This window comes from Arcobacter roscoffensis, from assembly GCF_024267655.1.
GTDB lineage: Bacteria > Campylobacterota > Campylobacteria > Campylobacterales > Arcobacteraceae > Arcobacter_B > Arcobacter_B roscoffensis.
The window spans coordinates 224,401-244,886 of sequence record NZ_CP100595.1 but is presented as its reverse complement, the minus strand read 5'-3'; the positions used below and the strand labels follow the sequence as shown (position 1 = coordinate 244,886).

At 29.9% G+C, this 20,486-nt stretch carries 21 protein-coding genes; all 21 read left to right on the top strand.

Going from position 1 to position 20,486, the window contains the following annotated elements; translation table 11 throughout:
- Window positions 1-54: 54 nt before the first annotated feature.
- Window positions 55-984 (top strand): phosphate ABC transporter permease subunit PstC, encoded by a 930-nt coding sequence (pstC, locus tag NJU99_RS01195; protein WP_254576919.1) that lies wholly within the window; start codon window positions 55-57, stop codon window positions 982-984.
- Window positions 981-2,171: a phosphate ABC transporter permease PstA gene (gene pstA, locus NJU99_RS01190; protein WP_254576918.1), complete on the top strand. Its 1,191-nt coding sequence runs from the start codon at window positions 981-983 to the stop codon at window positions 2,169-2,171. Before pstC ends, pstA begins: the two co-directional genes overlap by 4 nt.
- Before the next feature lie 14 nt (window positions 2,172-2,185).
- Complete coding sequence (pstB, locus tag NJU99_RS01185; RefSeq protein ID WP_254576917.1) at window positions 2,186-2,956, top strand: phosphate ABC transporter ATP-binding protein PstB; 771 nt, start codon at window positions 2,186-2,188, stop codon at window positions 2,954-2,956.
- Between the two features lie 3 nt (window positions 2,957-2,959).
- Window positions 2,960-3,631, top strand: coding sequence for a phosphate signaling complex PhoU family protein (locus NJU99_RS01180; protein ID WP_254576916.1), 672 nt, complete (start codon window positions 2,960-2,962; stop codon window positions 3,629-3,631).
- Window positions 3,632-3,644: 13 nt separating this feature from the next.
- Window positions 3,645-4,019: a phosphate-starvation-inducible PsiE family protein gene (locus tag NJU99_RS01175; RefSeq protein WP_254576915.1), complete on the top strand. Its 375-nt coding sequence runs from the start codon at window positions 3,645-3,647 to the stop codon at window positions 4,017-4,019.
- A 30-nt stretch (window positions 4,020-4,049) separates the two neighbouring features.
- Window positions 4,050-4,724 carry a response regulator transcription factor gene (locus NJU99_RS01170; protein ID WP_254576914.1) on the top strand — a complete coding sequence of 225 codons (675 nt, stop codon included), beginning with the start codon at window positions 4,050-4,052 and terminating at the stop codon, window positions 4,722-4,724.
- Complete coding sequence (locus tag NJU99_RS01165; RefSeq protein ID WP_254576913.1) at window positions 4,718-6,094, top strand: sensor histidine kinase; 1,377 nt, start codon at window positions 4,718-4,720, stop codon at window positions 6,092-6,094. Before NJU99_RS01170 ends, NJU99_RS01165 begins: the two co-directional genes overlap by 7 nt.
- A 76-nt stretch (window positions 6,095-6,170) precedes the next feature.
- Window positions 6,171-6,590 (top strand): 50S ribosomal protein L13, encoded by a 420-nt coding sequence (gene rplM / locus NJU99_RS01160; RefSeq protein WP_254576912.1) that lies wholly within the window; start codon window positions 6,171-6,173, stop codon window positions 6,588-6,590.
- A gap of 5 nt (window positions 6,591-6,595) precedes the next feature.
- The gene (gene rpsI / locus NJU99_RS01155; protein WP_254576911.1) at window positions 6,596-6,985 is read left to right on the top strand and encodes a 30S ribosomal protein S9; all 390 of its coding nucleotides are present in this window, start codon (window positions 6,596-6,598) and stop codon (window positions 6,983-6,985) included.
- 97 nt (window positions 6,986-7,082) lie between these two features.
- Window positions 7,083-8,603 (top strand): peptide-binding protein, encoded by a 1,521-nt coding sequence (locus NJU99_RS01150; protein WP_254576910.1) that lies wholly within the window; start codon window positions 7,083-7,085, stop codon window positions 8,601-8,603.
- Between the two features lie 6 nt (window positions 8,604-8,609).
- Window positions 8,610-9,269, top strand: a complete 660-nt coding sequence (locus tag NJU99_RS01145) for an HAD family hydrolase (RefSeq protein WP_254576909.1) — start codon at window positions 8,610-8,612, stop codon at window positions 9,267-9,269.
- A 385-nt stretch (window positions 9,270-9,654) separates the two neighbouring features.
- Window positions 9,655-10,218, top strand: a complete 564-nt coding sequence (locus tag NJU99_RS01140) for a pyruvate flavodoxin oxidoreductase subunit gamma (protein ID WP_254576908.1) — start codon at window positions 9,655-9,657, stop codon at window positions 10,216-10,218.
- Between the two features lie 10 nt (window positions 10,219-10,228).
- Window positions 10,229-10,642 carry a 4Fe-4S dicluster-binding protein gene (locus tag NJU99_RS01135; RefSeq protein ID WP_254576907.1) on the top strand — a complete coding sequence of 138 codons (414 nt, stop codon included), beginning with the start codon at window positions 10,229-10,231 and terminating at the stop codon, window positions 10,640-10,642.
- Complete coding sequence (locus NJU99_RS01130) at window positions 10,642-11,877, top strand: 2-oxoacid:ferredoxin oxidoreductase subunit alpha (protein ID WP_254576906.1); 1,236 nt, start codon at window positions 10,642-10,644, stop codon at window positions 11,875-11,877. The genes NJU99_RS01135 and NJU99_RS01130 overlap by 1 nt, the downstream gene beginning before the upstream one ends.
- Before the next feature lie 2 nt (window positions 11,878-11,879).
- On the top strand, window positions 11,880-12,836 hold the full coding sequence (locus NJU99_RS01125; RefSeq protein WP_254576905.1) for a thiamine pyrophosphate-dependent enzyme: 957 nt from the start codon (window positions 11,880-11,882) through the stop codon (window positions 12,834-12,836).
- 245 nt (window positions 12,837-13,081) lie between these two features.
- Entirely contained in the window at window positions 13,082-14,053 is a 972-nt protein-coding gene (locus tag NJU99_RS01120; protein ID WP_254576904.1) for a tripartite tricarboxylate transporter substrate binding protein, read from the top strand.
- Window positions 14,054-14,094: 41 nt separating this feature from the next.
- The gene (locus tag NJU99_RS01115) at window positions 14,095-14,580 is read left to right on the top strand and encodes a tripartite tricarboxylate transporter TctB family protein (protein ID WP_254576903.1); all 486 of its coding nucleotides are present in this window, start codon (window positions 14,095-14,097) and stop codon (window positions 14,578-14,580) included.
- Window positions 14,577-16,097 carry a tripartite tricarboxylate transporter permease gene (locus NJU99_RS01110; protein WP_254576902.1) on the top strand — a complete coding sequence of 507 codons (1,521 nt, stop codon included), beginning with the start codon at window positions 14,577-14,579 and terminating at the stop codon, window positions 16,095-16,097. Before NJU99_RS01115 ends, NJU99_RS01110 begins: the two co-directional genes overlap by 4 nt.
- 28 nt (window positions 16,098-16,125) lie before the next feature.
- Window positions 16,126-16,812, top strand: a complete 687-nt coding sequence (locus NJU99_RS01105) for a response regulator transcription factor (protein ID WP_254576901.1) — start codon at window positions 16,126-16,128, stop codon at window positions 16,810-16,812.
- Complete coding sequence (locus tag NJU99_RS01100; protein ID WP_254576900.1) at window positions 16,796-18,961, top strand: cache domain-containing protein; 2,166 nt, start codon at window positions 16,796-16,798, stop codon at window positions 18,959-18,961. The genes NJU99_RS01105 and NJU99_RS01100 overlap by 17 nt, the downstream gene beginning before the upstream one ends.
- Window positions 18,962-19,167: 206 nt before the next feature.
- Window positions 19,168-20,211 (top strand): AbrB family transcriptional regulator, encoded by a 1,044-nt coding sequence (locus NJU99_RS01095; protein WP_254576899.1) that lies wholly within the window; start codon window positions 19,168-19,170, stop codon window positions 20,209-20,211.
- Window positions 20,212-20,486: the final 275 nt, after the last annotated feature.

The following is a 20,486-nucleotide window of genomic DNA, read 5'->3' as shown; positions in this document are numbered from 1 at the left end:
GTGTAACCATCTTTAATTATAATCTGCTCAAATTTTATACAAAAAGGCAATTATTTGAGCACTTTTGAATCTAAGAACAAAAAAACGGAAGTTATTGAAAAGCTAATTAAATTAGCATTAATCACAGCTTCTGTTATTGCAATTTTAACTACATTTGGTATTTTATTTTCAATTCTTTTTGAAGCAATTGAATTTTTCCAAATGAGAAGTTTTTGGTACTTCATTACAGGAAGTGAATGGACACCTGGAGTTGTAGGAAGTAAATTTGGTGCAGTACCAATTTTTGCAGGTACATTTGTAATTACTATTATTGCACTTAGTGTTGCTATACCTATTGGTTTAGGATCTGCTGTTTACATGAGTGAATATGCAAGCCCGAAATTAAGAGACTATTTAAAGCCTATCTTAGAAGTACTTGCAGGTATTCCTACAGTTGTTTATGGTTTCTTCGCAGCAATTACAGTAGCTCCTTTTATTGTTAAAGCAGCAAATACTGTAGGTCTAGAAGCTACTTTTAACTCAGCCTTAGCATCTGGTATCGTAATGGGGATTATGATCATTCCTGTTATATCATCACTTTCAGATGATGTTATTAGATCAGTTCCTGATTCTCAAAGAAAAGCTGCTTATGGTTTAGGTATGACACATGGTGAAGTTATTAAAAATATCGTTTTACCATCTGCCATGCCAGGTATTATTTCAGCTTCACTTCTAGGACTTTCAAAAGCTTTAGGTGAAACTATGATTGTTGTTATGGCAGCAGGTCTTAGACCAAACTTATCATGGAATCCACTTGAAGATATGACTACGGTTACAGTTACAATTGTAAACTCATTAGTTGGTGATTTTGAATTTAATTCTCCTGAAACATTATCAGCATTTGCCTTAGGTTTAATACTATTTATTGTTACATTAGTTTTAAATATGATTTCATTGTCATTAATTAGAAAATTCAAAGAAAAATATAAAGTGAACACATTATGATTAGTAAAAAAGATAAACAAAAACAAAAAGAAAACCCATTTTACGATCCATCGTTAAAGAAAAGACACGCAAGTGCAGGAAGATTTAAAAAGTTTACTTTAACTTCATTAGTCTTCTCTATTGCATTTTTGGCATTCTTTTTATTTGATATTATTGGAAAAGGTATTCCTGCTTTTAACGTAACTTATGTAAAAGTTGAAGTAAACTATAGTGAAGAGGCTGTAAAAGATTATAGAAAAGCTGTTGATAGAAAATATAGAAATATCATCTCAAGAGCTTGGCTTAGAGAATTACCTTTAATAATTAAAAATGACCCTACACTTCTTAACACAAAAAAGACTCAATGGGTTTTAGCTGATGATCAAGTTGATCAGTATATTAAAGAACATCACTATAGATTAAAAAGAAAAGATAGAGCTTTAGTTGATGATATGAAAGCACAGGGTTTAGTTGAACTTAAATTCAACTCAATTTTCTTTACACAAGGGGATTCTAAAACTCCTGAGTATGCAGGTTTATTCTCTGCTATGGTTGGTTCTGTTTTAACACTAATGATCACAATGCTAGTTGCTTTCCCAATTGGGGTTATGACAGCTATTTACTTAGAAGAGTTTGCAGATGATAATAAATTTACACGATTTATTGAAGTAAATATCAATAACCTTGCGGCAATTCCTTCAATTTTATTTGGTCTTTTAGGGCTTGCTATTTTTATCAACCTTTTTGGGATGCCAAGAAGTTCACCCTTAGTTGGTGGTTTAACACTAGCACTTATGACCTTACCAATTATTATTGTAAGTTCAAGAGCAGCTTTAAGAGCAGTTCCAGATAGTATTAGACAAGCTGGTTATGGACTTGGTCTTACAAAGATAGAAGTTACAAGAGACCATGTTTTACCTCTTGCATTCCCTGGGGTTTTAACAGGTTCTATTATTGGTTTAGCACAAGCTATGGGTGAGACTGCACCATTGATTATTATTGGTATGATTGCATTTATTCCAGATGCTCCAAGTATGGTTACAGATGCAGCAACAGTTATGCCAGCACAGTTATTCACATGGGCAGGTATGCCAGAAAAAATGTATATAGAAAAAACAGCAGCAGGTATTATGGTACTTTTATCGGTACTTATTTCACTAAATGCACTTGCAATATATTTAAGAAAAAAATTCGAAGTTAAATGGTAGAAGGAAAAATTAAAATGTCAAAAGATAATAAAGTAAAAATTAAAGTAGATGAATTAAACCTTTGGTATGGTGATAATCATGCCTTACACAATATTACTGCTGATTTATATGAAAATAAAATCACTGCATTAATTGGACCTTCTGGATGTGGTAAATCAACATTCTTAAGATGTTTAAATAGAATGAATGACTTAATTAACATCGTAAAAATTGATGGTGAAGTTGTAATTGACAAGAAAAACATTTACGATAAAGATGTAGATGAAGTAAGTGTTAGAAAAAGAGTTGGTATGGTATTTCAACAACCAAACCCATTCCCTAAATCAATCTATGACAATGTTGCTTATGCTCCATTAAAACATGGAATTGTAAGAAAAGGTAAGGAGTGTGATGAACTAGTTGAAACTTCACTTAGAAAATCTGGACTATGGGATGAAGTAAAAGACAAACTAAATCAACCTGGAACTTCACTTTCTGGTGGACAACAACAGAGATTATGTATTGCTAGAACTATTGCTGTTAAACCTGAGGTTATCTTAATGGATGAACCAACATCAGCACTTGATCCTATTTCAACAGAAAAGATTGAAGCACTTATGTTAGAGCTTAAAAAAGATTATACAATAATCACAGTAACTCATAATATGCAACAAGCGGCAAGAGTTGCTGATTATACTGCATTCTTTCACTTAGGAAAGCTAATAGAGTATGATGAAACTGAAACAATTTTTGTTAATCCTAATAATAAGAAAACAGAAGATTACATCACAGGAAGGTTTGGATAAGAAATGTTAAGAACATATGAAGAGAAAAAAGTAAAAATCCAAGATGAGATTTTAGAGATTGGAAATAGTGTTGTTGAAGCCTTAGAGTTAACACTTACAGGTTTAAAAGATGAGGACTTATCAAAGTTAAAAGAGATTGATTTATCAGTAAAAAAGATTTCTAATAAATCAAATGAAATTGATAACTTAATTGTTACAACTTTAGCTTTATATTCACCAGAAGCAAAAGATTTAAGAGAATTAGTTTCTTATTTAAAAATCACAAATGAATTAGTAAGAGCAGGTGCAAATACAAAAGCCTTTGCAAAAATTTTTAGAAAAGCATTTAGTGATGATTTAAATACTAAAACAATTTTAGAGTATGCAATTCCTTTACAAAAATCAGCAACTTTAGCCCTTCAAACTTCAATGAGTATGCTAAAAGAAACGAACTCAAAACATATAGAAGAGAAATATCAAAGAGTTATTGTTGAAGAGAGTAAAACAGATGATTTATATTCAATGATTGAAAAAAATATTCTAAAACTTATCTCTAAAAACTTAGAATTATCAAAAGAGTATTTTGATGTTTTAAGTGCATTAAGAAAGCTTGCAAAAACAGCAGATAGAGCTGCATCTATTGCTAATCTTTTATTATTTGCTGAAATGGGAGGAGATATAGAGCAATCTAAATAATTGTTCTTCTTCAATGAAAAAAGCAATATTAAAAATAAAAGCGTACTTTAGTTCAAACTTTGAAGTGCTTGCTGCTACTATAATCTTTGTGGCTATTTTTGCCACAGGATTAGACTTTTATAAGGCTATTATCTTAATGCTTGAGTTCATTGTAGTAATGGAAGTTGTTAAGATGATTTCTGACTTTATTAAAAAACATAAACTAAGACTTAGATTTGTTATTGATATTTTTATCATTTTTTTAATTCGTGATGTTATAATACTATCAACAAATGTCAATAAAGATTATTTTGACATAAGCTTTTTACTTATAGTAATTTTTGTGTTTTTTATCTTTAGAATTTTAGCAATAAAATTCTCTCCTGGTGAAATAAAAAAAGAGAAGTAAAATCCTATCTAAATAAAAGAGATATAAATAATGGAAGATAAAGTAATTTTAATCGTAGAAGATGAAGAGGATATACTAGAACTTTTAGAGTATACACTTCAAAAAGATGGTTTTGAAACTATTGGTTTTTTAAATGTTGACAAAAACCTTGAAAAGATTTTTGATGAAGAAAAAGTTGATTTAATCCTAATGGATAGAAACCTTCCAGGTTGCGAGGGGACTACATTTATTAATGATATTAGAAAAAAAGGTTATACAACGCCTGTTATTTATGTAACTGCTAAAGATAAGGATGAAGATATTCTTGAAGGTTTTGAATCACATGCTGATGATTATATAACAAAACCTTTTAATGTAAAGGAGCTTGTAGCTAGAATAAAAGCTGTCATTAAAAGATCAACAAAAGATATTGCCATTCTAAAAATAAGAGATATAGTTTACAAATCTTCAAATAAAAAGTTTTTTATTGATGATGAAGAGTTAGAACTAACTCATTTAGAGCATGATTTACTTTTAGAGTTTATGAAAAACAAAGATATTTTGATGACAAGAGAACATTTACTAAATTCTGTTTGGGAAGACTCACTTGATAAGAAAATGAAAACTGTAAATGTTGCAGTAAAAAGACTAAAAGCTAAAATTGACCCTGATGGAGAGAAAAATTATATCAAGTCAATTAGAGGGGAAGGTTACATTTTTTGTTAAAAATACATCAACTTTTTCTAAGAACTTTCTCACTTATATTTATTGCTATTTTAATTAGTTTAAGTATTGTCACATATTTTTGGTCTAAAAATATATATTTAAATCAAATTGAAAAAAATCTTATTCAAAATATAGATACATTATCAATAGTTTTAAATGATTTAAAAAATGTGGATAACATAATCAAAGATTTACACTCCCAAATAGAACTTCGAATTACTATTGTTGATGAAAAAGGTAATGTAATAGCTGAAAGTGATAAAAATAAAGAGCTATTAGAGAACCACTCAAATAGAAAAGAGATCTTAGAAGCAAAAGATTTTGGTATTGGTAAAAGTATTAGATATTCAACTACTATGCACAAGGAGCTACTTTATATAGCAAAAAAAGTAAATATAAACAAAAAGATTTATTTTATTAGAATGTCTGATTATACAGATAATATCACTGATAACTTTATGAGTTTAGCAATACAAATATTTGCTTTTATTACTTTCTTTATAATAGTCGCTTTTTTAGCTTCTTACTTTATTAGTTTAAAAATAAAATATGAAACAGAGGCTATATTAGATTTTCTTACACAACTTAGCTCTAAAAAAACAACTTCACATTTAGAATCAAGTTTTACTTTAGAATTTCATAAAATCACAAAGATATTAAATAAAGTTGCAATAAAACTTAAGAAAAAAGAGAAACAAAAAGCTAAACAAAATGCAAAACTTAAATTAGCAAATAGACAAAAAGATGAAATAATTTCTGCTTTATCCCATGAATTTAAAAACCCAATTGCAATTATATCAGGCTATAGTGAAACTATTTTAAACGATGAAGATATGCCCCCAAGTATAAAAAGAAAGTTTTTAACAAAAATTCATTCAAATTCACTGAAAATGTCAGATATTATTGATAAATTAAGACTTACTTTAAAACTTGAAGAAGGTAAACAAGAAATCATTTTAACAGCAACTTCAATGAAAAAATTGATTGAAGAGATAATATCTGATTTAAATGATAACTATAAAAACAGAGAGATTGAACTTATAGGTGAAGATATTGAGTTAAAAGTAGACTCGACTTTAATTAGTATGGCTATTTCAAACCTTGTAGAAAATGCTTTAAAATATTCAGAAGATAAAGTAAGTGTAGAAATAACTTCTGATTGCATTAGAATAATTGATAGAGGTATAGGAATTGAAGAGAACGATTTAGAAAGAATCAAACAAAAATTTTACAGAGTTTCTAAAAATGGCTGGAATAACTCTTTAGGTTTAGGTTTATTTATCGTTCAATCTATCCTAAATCTGCACTCTTTTGAGCTAGAAATAGACTCTGTTCATAATAAAGGTTCAGAATTTTCAATAAAATTTTAAATTTTACTTAATTTAAGTATTTTTTAAGTATCACTACACTATTATTCCACCTCATTAATAAAAGCGGAGAAAATAAATGAAATTTACTCAAATGGCAAAAGCTAACGAAATCGAAAGAGATTGGATAGTAGTAGACGCAGAAGGTAAGGTTTTTGGTAGAATCATTACTGAAGTTGCAACTATCTTAAGAGGTAAAAATAAACCTTGCTTCACACCACATGTTGATTGTGGAGATTACGTTGTAATCATAAACGCATCTAAAGCAAAATTTACAGGTGCTAAATTAGAAGACAAAAATTACTTCACTCACTCAGGATACTTTGGTTCAACTAAGACTCATAAAATGTCTGATATGTTAAATAACAACCCTGAGAAGTTATATAAACTTGCAACTAGAGGTATGCTACCAAAAACTACTCTAGGTAAAGCAATGTTAAAAAAATTAAAAGTATACGCAGGTTCAGAGCACCCTCACACTGCGCAAATTAAAGGATAGGACTAATGGCAAAAGTTTACGCAACAGGAAGAAGAAAAACAGCTGTAGCTAAAGTATGGTTAGAAAATGGTAACGGTCAACTTACAATCAACGGTCAGTCTTTAGACGCATGGTTAGGTGGACACGAAGCAATCAAAAAAAGAGTTATGCAACCATTAGAAGTATCTAAACAAGAAACTTCTGTAAACATCGTAGTTAAATCTTTAGGTGGTGGTTACTCTGCACAAGCTGATGCTATTAGACACGGAATTTCAAGAGCTCTAGTTGCTTATGATGAGCAATTCAGAACTATCTTAAAGCCTTACGGATTATTAACAAGAGACGCAAGAGCAGTAGAAAGAAAGAAATACGGAAGAAGAAAAGCAAGAAAAAGCGGTCAATTCTCAAAAAGATAGTCAATATTTTATCTTTTTATACTTTGTTTTTACAAAACACAAAAGGAAGCAAGAAATTGCTTCCTTTTTTTTTATCACAATTTTACTACAATACCTTATGAAAAATCTAAAACTACTATTTAAAACATTACCTTTACTTTTTATGCTTGTTACAAGTGTTTATTCAAGTACATTAAATATGTCAATTAGTTCAAGTCCAAGTAGACTTAACCCCATTCTTTCAAATGATACAGCTAGTTCAACAGTATCAGGTTGGCTTTTTAATGGCCTATTTAAATATGATAAGGATGGCAAACCAATAGTTGATTTAGCAAAGTCTTATGAGTTTAAGACACCTACTCATTTACTTATAAAATTAAGAAAAAATGTTTTATGGCATGATAAAACAAAATTTACTTCAAAGGATGTGATTTTTACTTATGAGCAAATAATCTCACCAAAAGTTTTCACATCCATTAAATCAAATTTCAAGCAAGTAAAAAGTGTAAAAGCTTTAGATGATTATACTATTGAGATAATGTATAAAAAGCCTTATTTCAAAGCCTTAGAGACTTGGATGGTAGGAATTTTACCTTATCATTTACTAAAAGATGAAAAAGACTTAATGACAAGTAGTTTTAATAAAAAACCAATAGGTACAGGTCCATATAAAATAGATGGTTTTGAAACAGGTGCTGATATTAGAATATATGCAAATGATGACTATTTTGATGGACGAGCAAAAATTGATGAAATTCATTTCAAGTTTTTACCTGATACTAATACTTCATTTTTATTTTTAAAACAAAAAAGATTAGATATAGGAAGTTTAACTCCTATTCAAATTGATAGACAAATCAATAATGAGTTTAAAGAAAACTATAAAATTGTTGAGAGTCAAAGTTTTTCCTATTCTTATTTAGGCTTCAATCTAAATAATGAAAAATTCAAAAATAAAAAAATAAGAGAAGCTATATCTTTAGCAATAAATAAAGAACAATTAGTAGATATACTCTTTTTTGGACACGGGCAAGTTTGTAATGGACCTTTTTTACCTGGAAGTTTTGCTTATAATAATGAAGTTAAAACAATAAAGCAAGATATAAATAAATCTAAAAAGATTTTAAAATCACTTGGCTTTGATGAAAATAATCCATTTACTTTTGAAGTAGTTACAAATACAGGAAATGATACAAGAATAAACGCTGCGCAAATACTTCAATATCAATTAGCACAAGCAGGTATTAAAATGAAAATTAGAGTTATGGAATGGCAAGCTTTTTTAAATACAGTTGTTCATCCAAGAAACTATGAAGCAGTTCTTTTAGGTTGGAGTTTAGCTTTAATGCCTGATGCTTATCCTTTATGGCATAGTGACTCTGCGAAGATTGGAAGGTTTAATCTTGTAGGATATAAAAACAAAGAAGTTGATAGTTTGATTGAAAAAGGTGCAAGAACTGTAGATAGAGAAGAGTTAGGTGAAATATATAGAAAAATATTTAAAATAATAGCTAGTGATTTGCCTTATATATTTTTATATATTCCTAACTCTATTACAGTTGTAAATAAAGATATAAAAAATATAGAACCTGCTTTTACAGGAATAACACACAATCAAAAAGATTGGATAAAGGAATAAACATAAATGAATAAAGATACTATAATACTATTTGATTTAGATGGAACACTAATAGACTCAACAGATGCAATTGTTTCATGTTTTTACCACTCATTTAAAGAGTTAAGTTTTGATTTTACTGGAACAACTGAAGATATAAAAAATCTTATTGGTTATCCACTTGATGTAATGTATGTAAATCTTGGAGTTGAAGATAGTAAAAAATGGGATTTTGTTGATTCATATAAGAACCAATATAGACAAATCTCAAAAGCTCAAACATATCTTTTAGAAAATGCAATTGAAGCTGTAGAATACGCTGCATCATATGCAAGGGTTTCAGTTGTAACAACAAAAACTAGAATGTACACAATGCCTCTTTTAGAAAACCTAAATATAGATAAACACTTTGAAATAGTTACGGGAAGAGAAAATGTAGAAAATCCTAAACCACACCCAGAACCTATAAATATAACTCTAGAACAAATGAATTACGATAAGAACTCTCACGATGTTTGGATGATAGGTGATACTAAACTTGATTTAATAGCAGCAAAAGAAGCTAATGTAAATAGTGTTGGCGTTTTATGTGGTTATGGAAAAGAAGAAGAACTTTCACTTTATACTGAATATATACAAACTAATGCCTTAGAAGCTGTAAAATTTATTAAAGAGCAAAAAAATTAAATTTTTTTTGCTCTTTTTACTACTATTCTTAAATAGATACACCTTATTTTAAACTTAATTTTTAATATTAATACATAATTCCTACATAAACTTAAGGTATACTTTATATTATAGTTCACTAAAATAATAATAAATGTTTAATCTTTATGAATAACTATAGAATAGAACCTTTTCTACTTTATAACATTTTTAATAACATCGAATTTATTATTTTGGACTATTATTTATAGTAAAAAACTAGTATTTAAAAATTTTAATAGTGTGTTGAAAAGTTACATATTAAGCTTAATTAAACTTAATGAAAGTAGCTTCTAAGTTAAAAATATATATAATAATCAAGACTAATTAAATTTTTTAAGTCAAATTTAATAATTAAGGAGCCTCTATGTTAGAAATTAGATGGCATAGCCGTGCAGGTCAAGGTGCAGTTACTGGAGCAAAAGGACTTGGTTCAATTGTTGCACAATCTGGAAAAGAAGTTCAAGCTTTTGCATTTTATGGTTCAGCAAAAAGAGGTGCGTCAATGACGGCCTACAATAGAATTGATGATAAAGTTATTTTAAATCACGAAAAATTTATGAGTCCGGATTTTGTTTTTATACTAGATCCAGGATTAGCATTTACTGATGATTTTACTGCTAATGGTAAAGATACTACAAAATATATTATTACTACACACCTTAGCAAACAAGAGTTAATAGACTCTGTTCCTGAATTACAAGGAATTGAAGATAGAGTATACATTTTAGACTGTCTACAAATAGCTAGAGATACTATTGGTAGAGCAATTCCAAATACACCAATGTTAGGTGCATTTATGAAAGTTAGCGGAATGTACGAATTAGAGTTCTTTAAAGAAGCAATGAAAGGGGTATTAAAAAAATTACCTCAAAATATTATTGATGCTAATATGATTGCTATCCAAAGAGCTTACGACGAAGTTCACTAAAGGATAAGATATGAGTAAACCAATTAATGAAATGGGATGGGATGAGCTAGTACCAGGTGCTGCTTTATATACATTCGAAGGTGATGTTGATTACAACATTGCTGATATACAACCAGAAGAAAGAAATTATTCTGAGACAAGTTCAAAGAGCATGTCAGTAGGAGACTGGAGAGTTATTAAACCAGTTTGGAATTCTGAAACATGTATTGACTGTCAAAACTGTTGGGTATTCTGTCCGGATACTTCAATTATTGCTAGAAATAAAGAGATGAAAGGTGTTGATTACGAACACTGTAAGGGATGTGGTTTATGTGTAAGTGTATGTCCTACGAATCCAAAATCTTTATTAATGTTCGAAGAGTATGAAACTGTTGAAAGTGCTCTTTCGAAATGGCCAGAAAAGAAGAAAAGAGGTGAAAAGTAATGAATAGTAGACAAATGGAATTAAACGAAGTAGAGGTTTGGGATGGTAACATGGCTAACTCTCAAGCTTTCAGACAAGCTGACGTTGATGTAGTTGCTGCTTATCCTATTACACCTTCAACTGCTACAGTAGAAAACTATGCAATGTTCCACGCAAATGGATATATTGATGGTGAAGTTATTATGACTGAGTCTGAACATGCTGCAATGTCAGGATGTATTGGTGCTGGTGCTGCTGGTGGTAGAGTTGCAACTGCAACTTCTTCTCAAGGTTTAGCACTTATGATTGAGACTTTATACCAAGCATCAGGTATGAGAATCCCAGTTGTATTATGTCTAGTAAATAGAGCATTAGCTGCACCTTTAAATGTAAATGGAGATCACTCTGATTTATATTTAACAAGAGATTCAGGATGGGTATCAATCGACGCATTTAACCCACAAGAAGCTTATGATATGACTTTAATGTCATTTAAAATTTCTGAGCATCCAGCTGTTAGATTACCAGTAATTTCTAACCAAGATGGATTTATGACTTCGCATACTGCTCAAAATGTTACTCCTTTAAAAGATGATGTAGCTGCAAACTTTGTAGGTGAATATACAAAAGTTAATGCATTATTAGACTTTGATAAACCAGTAACTCACGGTGTACAAACTGAGCAAGATTGGCACTTTGAACACAAAGCTAAGCAACATGCTGCTTTAATGGCATCTAAAAATGTAGTTGAAGAAGTATTTGCTGAATTTAAAGAATTAACTGGAAGAGAATATAAACTAGTTGAATCTTACGGTATGGAAGATGCTGAAGTTGCAATCGTATGTTTAGGTTCAACTTTTGAAACTGCAATGATTACAATTGATCAATTAAGAGAAGAAGGTATTAAAGCTGGTGTTGTTGCACCTAGATTATTTAGACCATTCCCTCTTGAAGAAGTAGCAGCAGCATTACAAAATGTAAAAGCAGTAGCTTGTATGGACAGATCAGCTCCTGGTGGAACTGTTGGTGCATTATACAACGAAGTTTCTGGTGCATTATTCAATACACCTGCAAGACCTTTAATGTCTAACTTAATCTATGGATTAGGTGGTAGAGATATGACAGTTGCAGGATTAAAAGATATCTTTAGAACATTAGATAAAGAAGCAAAAGACGGTAAACTATCAGGTAACATCCAAAGATTAATTGGTGTTAGAGGTCCTGAATTAAGCTTCTACAATGTGGAAGGAAAATAAATATGAGTACACAAAAAGTAATTAAAAACTTAAAAACGTTTTCAACAGCAGCAGAGAGATTTGAAGGTTCACACCTTCTATGTCCTGGTTGTGCTCACTCTATTATCGTAAGAGAAGTTTTAAATGCAACTAATGATAACTTAGTTGTATCTGCTTCTACAGGATGTTTAGAAGTTTGTACAGCAATTTACCCTCATACTTCATGGGACTGTTCTTGGATTCATATTGGATTTGAAAACTCTTCAACTGCAATGGCAGGTGTTGAGACTATGAACAAAGCCTTAAGAAACAAAGGTAGAATTGATGCTAATGAGCCACAACCAAAGTTTGTAACATTTGGTGGAGATGGTTCTACTTATGATATTGGTTTCCAATGGATTTCAGGTTGTTTTGAAAGAGGACATGATTTCATGTACGTTTGTTTAGATAACGAAGTATATGCAAATACAGGAGGTCAAAGATCTTCTTCAACTCCTATTGGTTCTTCAACTACAACTGCTCCTGCTGGATCTCACTCTTATGGTGAGAAAAGACAGAAGAAAGATATCGTATCTATTATGGCAGCTCACGGTGCTCCTTATGTTGCACAAGTTGCTCCAAATAAATGGAAAGATATGGTTAAGAAAATTCAAAGAGGATTTGATACAGAAGGTCCTGTATTTATCAATGCAATGTCTGCTTGTACAACTGAGTGGAAATTCGCACCAAACCAAACTATTGAAGTTTCTGATTTAGCAGTTGATTCATTAGTTTTCCCATTATATGAAATCATTGAGGGAAGAGAATTAAACATAACTTACAGACCTAAAAATATTGTACCAGTAAGAGATTACTTAGGTGCACAACCAAGATTCAAACACTTATTCAAACCAGAGAATGAGTACTTAATTGAAGAATGGCAAAAAAGAATTGACGAGAGATGGGCATTCTTACAAAAAAGAGAAGAAATTAGAATGTAATTTCTCTATGCTTGCTCTAGGGAGGCTCCTTTTTTCTAGGGCAGCATAATAAAATATTATTAAAATATTTGACTTAATACTAACATGAAATAATATAAACCTACAAATCCAATTTCGCTTCCTTTCTTTGGATTTGGGGTTTATATGATAAATCTTTTAAAATCCCTATTTTTTATCACAATTTTATTTTTCTTACATTTTTTTCACCTAAACTTAAAATATACAAAAACGAAAAGGATAGAAAAATGAAAAATATAGCTACGAAATTTTGTAAAAGTTTAACAATCGCTGGATTACTAGTTGCAGGAAGTGCAACAGCAACACTAGCTTCTAGTGTTGATAAAGTTCACTTTTTAATTCCAGGTGGAGCTGGTGGTGGTTGGGATGGAACTGCTAGAGGTGTTGGAGAGGCACTTAAGAATTCTAACCTAGTTAAAGAAACATCATTTGAAAACATGTCTGGTGGTGGAGGTGGTAAAGCCATCGCTTATTTAATTGAAACTGCTAAAAAACAACAAGATACCTTAATGGTAAATTCAACTCCTATTGTTATTAGATCACTACAAGGTGTTTTTCCTCAATCATTTAGAGATTTAACTTTAGTTTCTTCTGTTGTTGCCGATTATGGTGCTTTAGTTGTAAAAACTGACTCAAAATACAAATCATGGGCAGATGTAAAAGCTGAATTTGATAAAAACCCAAGAAAAGTAAAAATTGCTGGTGGAAGTTCAAGAGGTTCTATGGATCACTTAGTTGCTGCACAAGTATTTAAAGCAGCAGGTGGAAACCCAATCTCAGTTAGATATGTAGCTTATGATGCAGGTGGAAAAGCTCTTGCAGGACTTTTAACTGGTGAGGTTGATGTACTTTCAACTGGACTTGGAGAAGTACTTGAAAAACACAAAAGAGGTGAAGTAAGAATTATTGGTATTACTTCAAATGAAGATATTGAAGGAATTCCAAGCTTCAAAAGTATGGGTGTTGATGCTTATTTTGCAAACTGGAGAGGATTCTTTGGTGCACCAAACTTACCACAAGAAAAAGTTGATGCTTTTGCAGCTACTTTAGGAAAAATGTATGATACAAAAGAGTGGGAAGATGTAAGAAAAAGAAATGGATGGACTAATCTTTATCAACCAAAAGAAGAGTTTAATACTTTCTTAGAAAAGCAAGAGAAAATTATCTCTTCACTTATGAAAGAAATGGGATTTCTATAGGATAAGTAGAGAGAAATCTCTACTTTGACAAAGGATTTATTATGACAAAAAATTCAATTGGAGCAATATTCTTTTTAGTTTTTTCATGTTTTTATTTTTACAATGTATTTAACATAAAAAAGATGCCAGGATCTCAGTTTGAAGTGATGACAGCTTCTACTTTTCCTTTTTATATAGGAGTTGCAGGAATTGTTATATCAATACTAATCTTAATTTTATCAATAGTAAAAAAAGACGAAGATATATTATCTTTATCATATCTTAAAACTTTAGATTTTAAAACCACTGCTTTATTTATACTTGCAATGATTTTTTATGGTTTTACTATTAGAACTTTAGGATTTATAATAGCAACAATTATCTTCTTAGGGATTGGTTTTTTAATACTAAAAGAGAGAAATTTAAAGAGAATATTTTTAATATCAGTGGGAGTATCTGTAGGTTTTTATCTGATACTAAACAATCTTTTAGGTGTATATATAGACCCAGGAATGATTTTTGATAGTTTAGCAGGAGGTGAATCATGATGGATGGTATATTTCAAGGGGTAAGTACTGCCCTTTCAGGTTACAATATTTTTATGGTAGCGATTGGTTGTTTTGCAGGTACATTTATTGGAATGCTTCCTGGACTTGGACCTATTTCAGCTATTGCACTTATGATTCCTATTACATATGGTATGGATCCAGCTTCTGGGCTTATCTTAATTGCAGGTGTTTATTATGGTGCTATTTTTGGTGGTTCAACTTCATCAATTCTAATCAATGCCCCAGGTGTTGCAGGAACTGTTGCTAGTTCATTTGATGGTTACCCTCTTGCTAAAAAAGGACAAGCAGGTAAGGCTTTAGCAATTGCAGCTTATGCTTCATTTACAGGTGGTACTATTGCTGCTGTGTTTTTACTAATTGCAGCCCCTGCTCTTGCAAGTGTTAGTTTAAGTTTTCAGTCATCTGATTACTTTGCTTTAATGGTATTAGGATTAACTGCTGTTGCTGCTTTTGCTGGAAAAGGAAAATTTTTAAAAGCAGCTATTATGACAATCTTTGGTCTTATGCTTGCAACCGTTGGTACAGATAGTGACTCAGGACTTGCTAGATTTACTTTTGGAAGATTAGATTTAATTGATGGTATTTCATTTTTACTTTTAGCTATGGCAGCCTTTGCTTTATCAGAAGCACTTATGAATGTTCTTGAAAATAAAGAGCATTCAAAAGAAGAAAAAGAAGAGTTAAAAAAAGAAATAGGTTCACTTAAACTTACAAAAGAAGAAGTAAAAGAAATGGCACCTACAGTTGGTAGGTCATCAGTTCTTGGTTTCTTTGTAGGTGTTCTTCCAGGAGCTGGGGCTACAATTGCTTCATTTTTAGCTTATGGAATGGAGAGAAGTTTTGCAAAAGCAAAAGAGAAACTTACTTTTGGAAAAGGAAATATAAAAGGTTTAGCAGCTCCTGAGAGTGCAAACAATGCAGCATGTTCAGGTTCTTTTGTACCACTTTTAACTCTTGGTATTCCAGGGTCTGGTACAACTGCTATTATTTTAGGTGCATTGATTTCTTATGGAATTCAACCAGGACCTACAATGTATGTTGATAACCCTGCCCTATTTTGGTCAGTTATTATTTCTATGTATATAGGAAATATTGTTCTTTTAATTTTAAATTTACCTTTAATACCTTATATCGCTAAGTTATTAACATTACCGAGACAGCTGTTGTTGCCACTTATTATATTCTTCTCATTAATTGGGGTTTATTTAGTGACATTTAACAACTTTGATATTTATATGATGACTATCTTTGCTGTTGTTGCATTGTTCTTAAGACTTATTGATTATCCTATGGCACCTATGATTTTAGGATTTATTTTAGGTGGAATGATGGAAGACAATCTTAGACGTGCACTTACTATTAGTGATGGTTCGTTGGCTTTTCTTTGGGAAAGACCTATTACTTTAAGTATTTTAATAGTTACTGTTTTAGTTTTATTTATGCCAGTAATTAGTGAACTTTTAGCTAAAATGAAAGAAAAAAGAAAAGAGGCTTAATAGCTTCTTTTTTTCACATGGATTTATCATGGAAAAGTTTAAAGAGTACACAATACTATATGTAGAAGATGATGAGGGTGTAAGAACTGTAAACTCAAGGTTTCTAACTCGAATGTTTTATAAACTTTATGAAGCAGAAAATGGAGAAGAAGGTTTTGAACTTTATAAAAAACACCAACCTGATATAATACTAACAGATATAAATATGCCCAAATTAAACGGCATTGAACTTGCAAAAAAAATAAGACAAACAGATAAAACCACAAAAATCATAATCTCAACAGCCTTTAGTGACAAAGACTATTTACTAGAAGCCATTGAGCTTAATTTGGAAAAATATATAATCAAACCACTTACAAGTAGAAATTTACTTCCTGCTCTTACAAAAGCTATTGAGACTTTAGAAAAAACAAAAGAGAAAAAGATATATTTAGATGAAAATTTCTACTTTGATAACACAACATCACTTTTTTATGTAGATGAAAAAGCTCTTGATTTAACAAAAAAAGAACTACTATTTTTAAAGCTTTTAGTTACAAATAAAAATAGAGTTGTAAACTATGAAGAGATTGAACAGTATGTTTGGGAAGATGAGCCTATGAGTTTAAATTCACTTCGAACTAGTATTGGGTTTTTAAGGAAAAAAATTCCTTTTAATTGTATAAAAAACATATCAAATATGGGGTATAAGCTAAATCTTGAAAAAAAACTATGAGGAAAATGTAGAACAAAGAATCAAAAAAATCACACTTCTTAGTTCTACTATTATCATACTACTTGTTGCAACTATTATAGGTTCAAATCTTATAAAAACAGAATATGACAACTTCAAAAGTCATATCAAAAACTTCAAAAATACTATAATAGATAGAGAAAAGTTTTACATAAAAACTGCCATAGAAAACCTAAAAAATGATATTGAGTTTGAAAGACTCTCTATTTTAAATAGTAAAAAACAAAGAATCAAAAACCAATCTATTATTGCTCATAATCTTGCCTATTCACTTTTTGAGAACTCAAAAAACTTATCAAAAGAAGAGCAAAAAAAGCTAATCATTTCATCTATTAGACAAATAGCCCAAAAACAAAGTGATATTCACTATTTCATCTATGATACAAATGGAGATTTACTTTTAAATAGTGAAAACCCAAGGGATGAAGGGGTAAATTTTTTAGATTTTGAAGATATAAACGGTGTGAAGTTTATAAATGAGATGATAAATGTAAAACAAGATAAACAAAACTACGTGGAATACTTTTGGTATAAGCCAAATAAACGAATCACATATTCAAGACATCTAAAAGAGCTTGGACTTATCATAGGTTCAGCTTCATTTTTGGAGAGTAGAAAAGAAGAGTTAAAAGAAAAACTACTAAAAAAAATAGTACTTCAAAACTTCAATAACGAAGAATTTTTATTTATATATAAAATAAATAGTTTAAATAATATCACAACACAAAGTAATCTTCTTATAGAAAAAAATATACAAACTTCAAAAGATGAACTTGAAGCAATACAAAAACTAATGATAAGGTCAAATTACAAAGGAAATGACTACCTCATCTACGATAACAATCAAAAAGTCTTTTATGGAACTTTTCTTAGAAACCTTAGATACTTTATAGCTGTGGGAGTTGACTTATCACAAATATATAATATTATTGAGAAAGAAAGAGTTATATCTTTGGATAATATGTATAAAAATATCATCAAACTATTTATTATCATAACTGTTATGACTATTATTTTCTTTATCTTCTCGATTTTATTTACAAAAAAAATAGAAAAGCTTTTTGAAAAGTATAAAAGAAAAGTAATAAGAAATGAACAAAGGTTTAGACTTCTTTTTAATCACACAAATGATGCATTTATAATTTCTGAATTATCGCAAGATAATACTAGAATTTCAAGTTTCAATGATACAGCACTAGAAGTCACTAAATATAAAAAAGATGAATTAGTAAATAAAGAGTTTTTTGAACTTTTCATAAATCTTGATATAAAAGCCCTTGAAGAAGATAAGTCACTATTTAAAACAGTAGAACTTGAAACAAAAGAAGGTGATATAAAAACTATTGAGTTAAATGTCATCGTATACTCATATGACAATGAAAACTTACTTTTTGCATCTCTTAGAGATATAACTGAGAGAACCCAACTAAAAAAAGAGAATATAAAGCAAGAAAACCTTTTAATACAAAGGTCAAAAATGGCTGCTATGGGCGAGATGATAGGAAATATAGCTCATCAGTGGAGACAGCCTCTATCTCAAATATCAGGGCTTTTCTTTGATATAGAATCTGCATATGATTTTAAAGAGCTTGATAAAGAGTATCTTACAAAAAGAGTTGATGAAGCAAACGATATACTTGAATATATGTCAAGAACTATTGATGACTTTAGAAATTTCTTTAATCCAAACTCTATAAAAGAAGAGTTTAGCATACAAGAAGCTCTTACAAATGCTGTGAAGATTGTAAACTCAACATTGAAATACCACAATATACAAATAGATATACAAGTAAAGCAAGACCTTAAAATAAATGGCTACAAAAATGAATATGCTCAAGCTGTAGTAAATATAATCTCAAATGCAAAAGATATTTTGATAGAAAGAAAAATACAAAACCCATTAATAAAAATCTATATGAAAGATGATAATAATCTATGTATAGAAGATAATGCAGGTGGCGTAAATAAAGAGATCATAGATAAGATATTTGATCCTTACTTTACTACAAAGTTTGATTATGGAACTGGTATTGGGCTTTATATGACTAAACTTATTATAGAAGAAAAAATGAATGGAGCTATCAAAGTTAAAAATTCGCAAAATGGTGCTATTTTTAGTATAGAAGTTTAGATTTGATTTTTCTTACATTTTATTTTACTACTATTACTTTATGAGTATTATAGAAGAGCAAGTATTTAAACCTAATACCTCCAAATATACCTATCCTGTGACTAGGAATAAATACTTCAACCCATTTTTTTTGCTTCCTCCTTTTGGGAATTGAAGTTTTTATTTAATACAATTTCTATAATACTTTTATATACCATAGGAATATCATGATTAACTTACATACTCTATACCAAATGTTATTAGCTTTAGGAATTGGTGTTTGTGGTTCTATTGTATTTATTTTTTTAGGTTTACCTTTGCCTTGGCTTTTAGGAGCTATCTTTGCTTCTTCTATTGCTATGAGGTTTGAAAAGCTTCCTATATTAAGCCCTAAGCCTTTCTCAACTCCTGCTAGAATACTTATAGGTCTTACTATTGGAAGTGCTTTTACTCCTGAGATATTGCAGTATATTGATGTATATTTTTATAGTTTACTTCTTGTGATACCTTTTACTATTTTGACTATTCTTTGTGGGATGTATTACTATTATAGATTTCAAGGTTTTGATAAAAAGACTGCTTACCTAAGCTCCATGCCAGGTGGTGTAATAGAGATGGTAATCATAGGTGAAGAGATAAAAGCAAATATCTCAAAAATCACTTTGGTTCAATCTTCAAGACTTTTCTTTATAGTAGTTACTCTACCTTTTGTAATACAGTATATCTTCAAAGTAGACATAAGTGGAAACAAACTAATCACACAACCAATAACTACTATAAATATACCTGAATTTTTAGCTTTAGTTTTTATAGGTGTAGCAGGTGGAGTAATAGCAAAAAAAATAAAACTATCAGCTGCCTATCTAATAGGTCCTATGATAGCAAGTATAGCTGTTCACTCTACAGGAGTTATCACAACAACCGTACCTGATGAGTTTTTGAAGTTTGTACAAGTGGTATTTGGTACAATCATAGGTTTTACTTTTAGAGGTGTGAAGATGAAAACAATCATCTCAACTTTGATAGGAACATTTGGGCACTTTATCATACTAGCTTTAATATCAAGTATCTTTATAAGTATCGCTTACTTTAGTTTTGGTTTCCCTATCATCTCTACAATCCTAGCTTTTAGTCCAGGTGGACAAGCCGAACTAAACCTAATAGCAATACTAGTAGGTGCAAATGTGCCATATATAACCCTACACCATATAGTAAGACTTTTTATAGTGATGAATATAGCTCCTATTTTTGCTAAGAGATTGAAGGATTAGACTATTATTTATTTAGCTCATCTAAAATATCTATAAACTTACTTTTTAATTTAGGAATATTATCTTTCTAGTGATTAATAGATAGTACACCATATTTAGAATAATCTACTCAACATTAATAATTATAAATACAAATTCTAACTATGTACTTTTATGAATAATATAAAATTGAAATAATAAAAAAAGATAAGTTACTTATATTGTTTTTTAGTAATAATATTTTATTAAGTAGTAATTTAATAATATATACAAATGAAATTTATAATAGGCTAAAA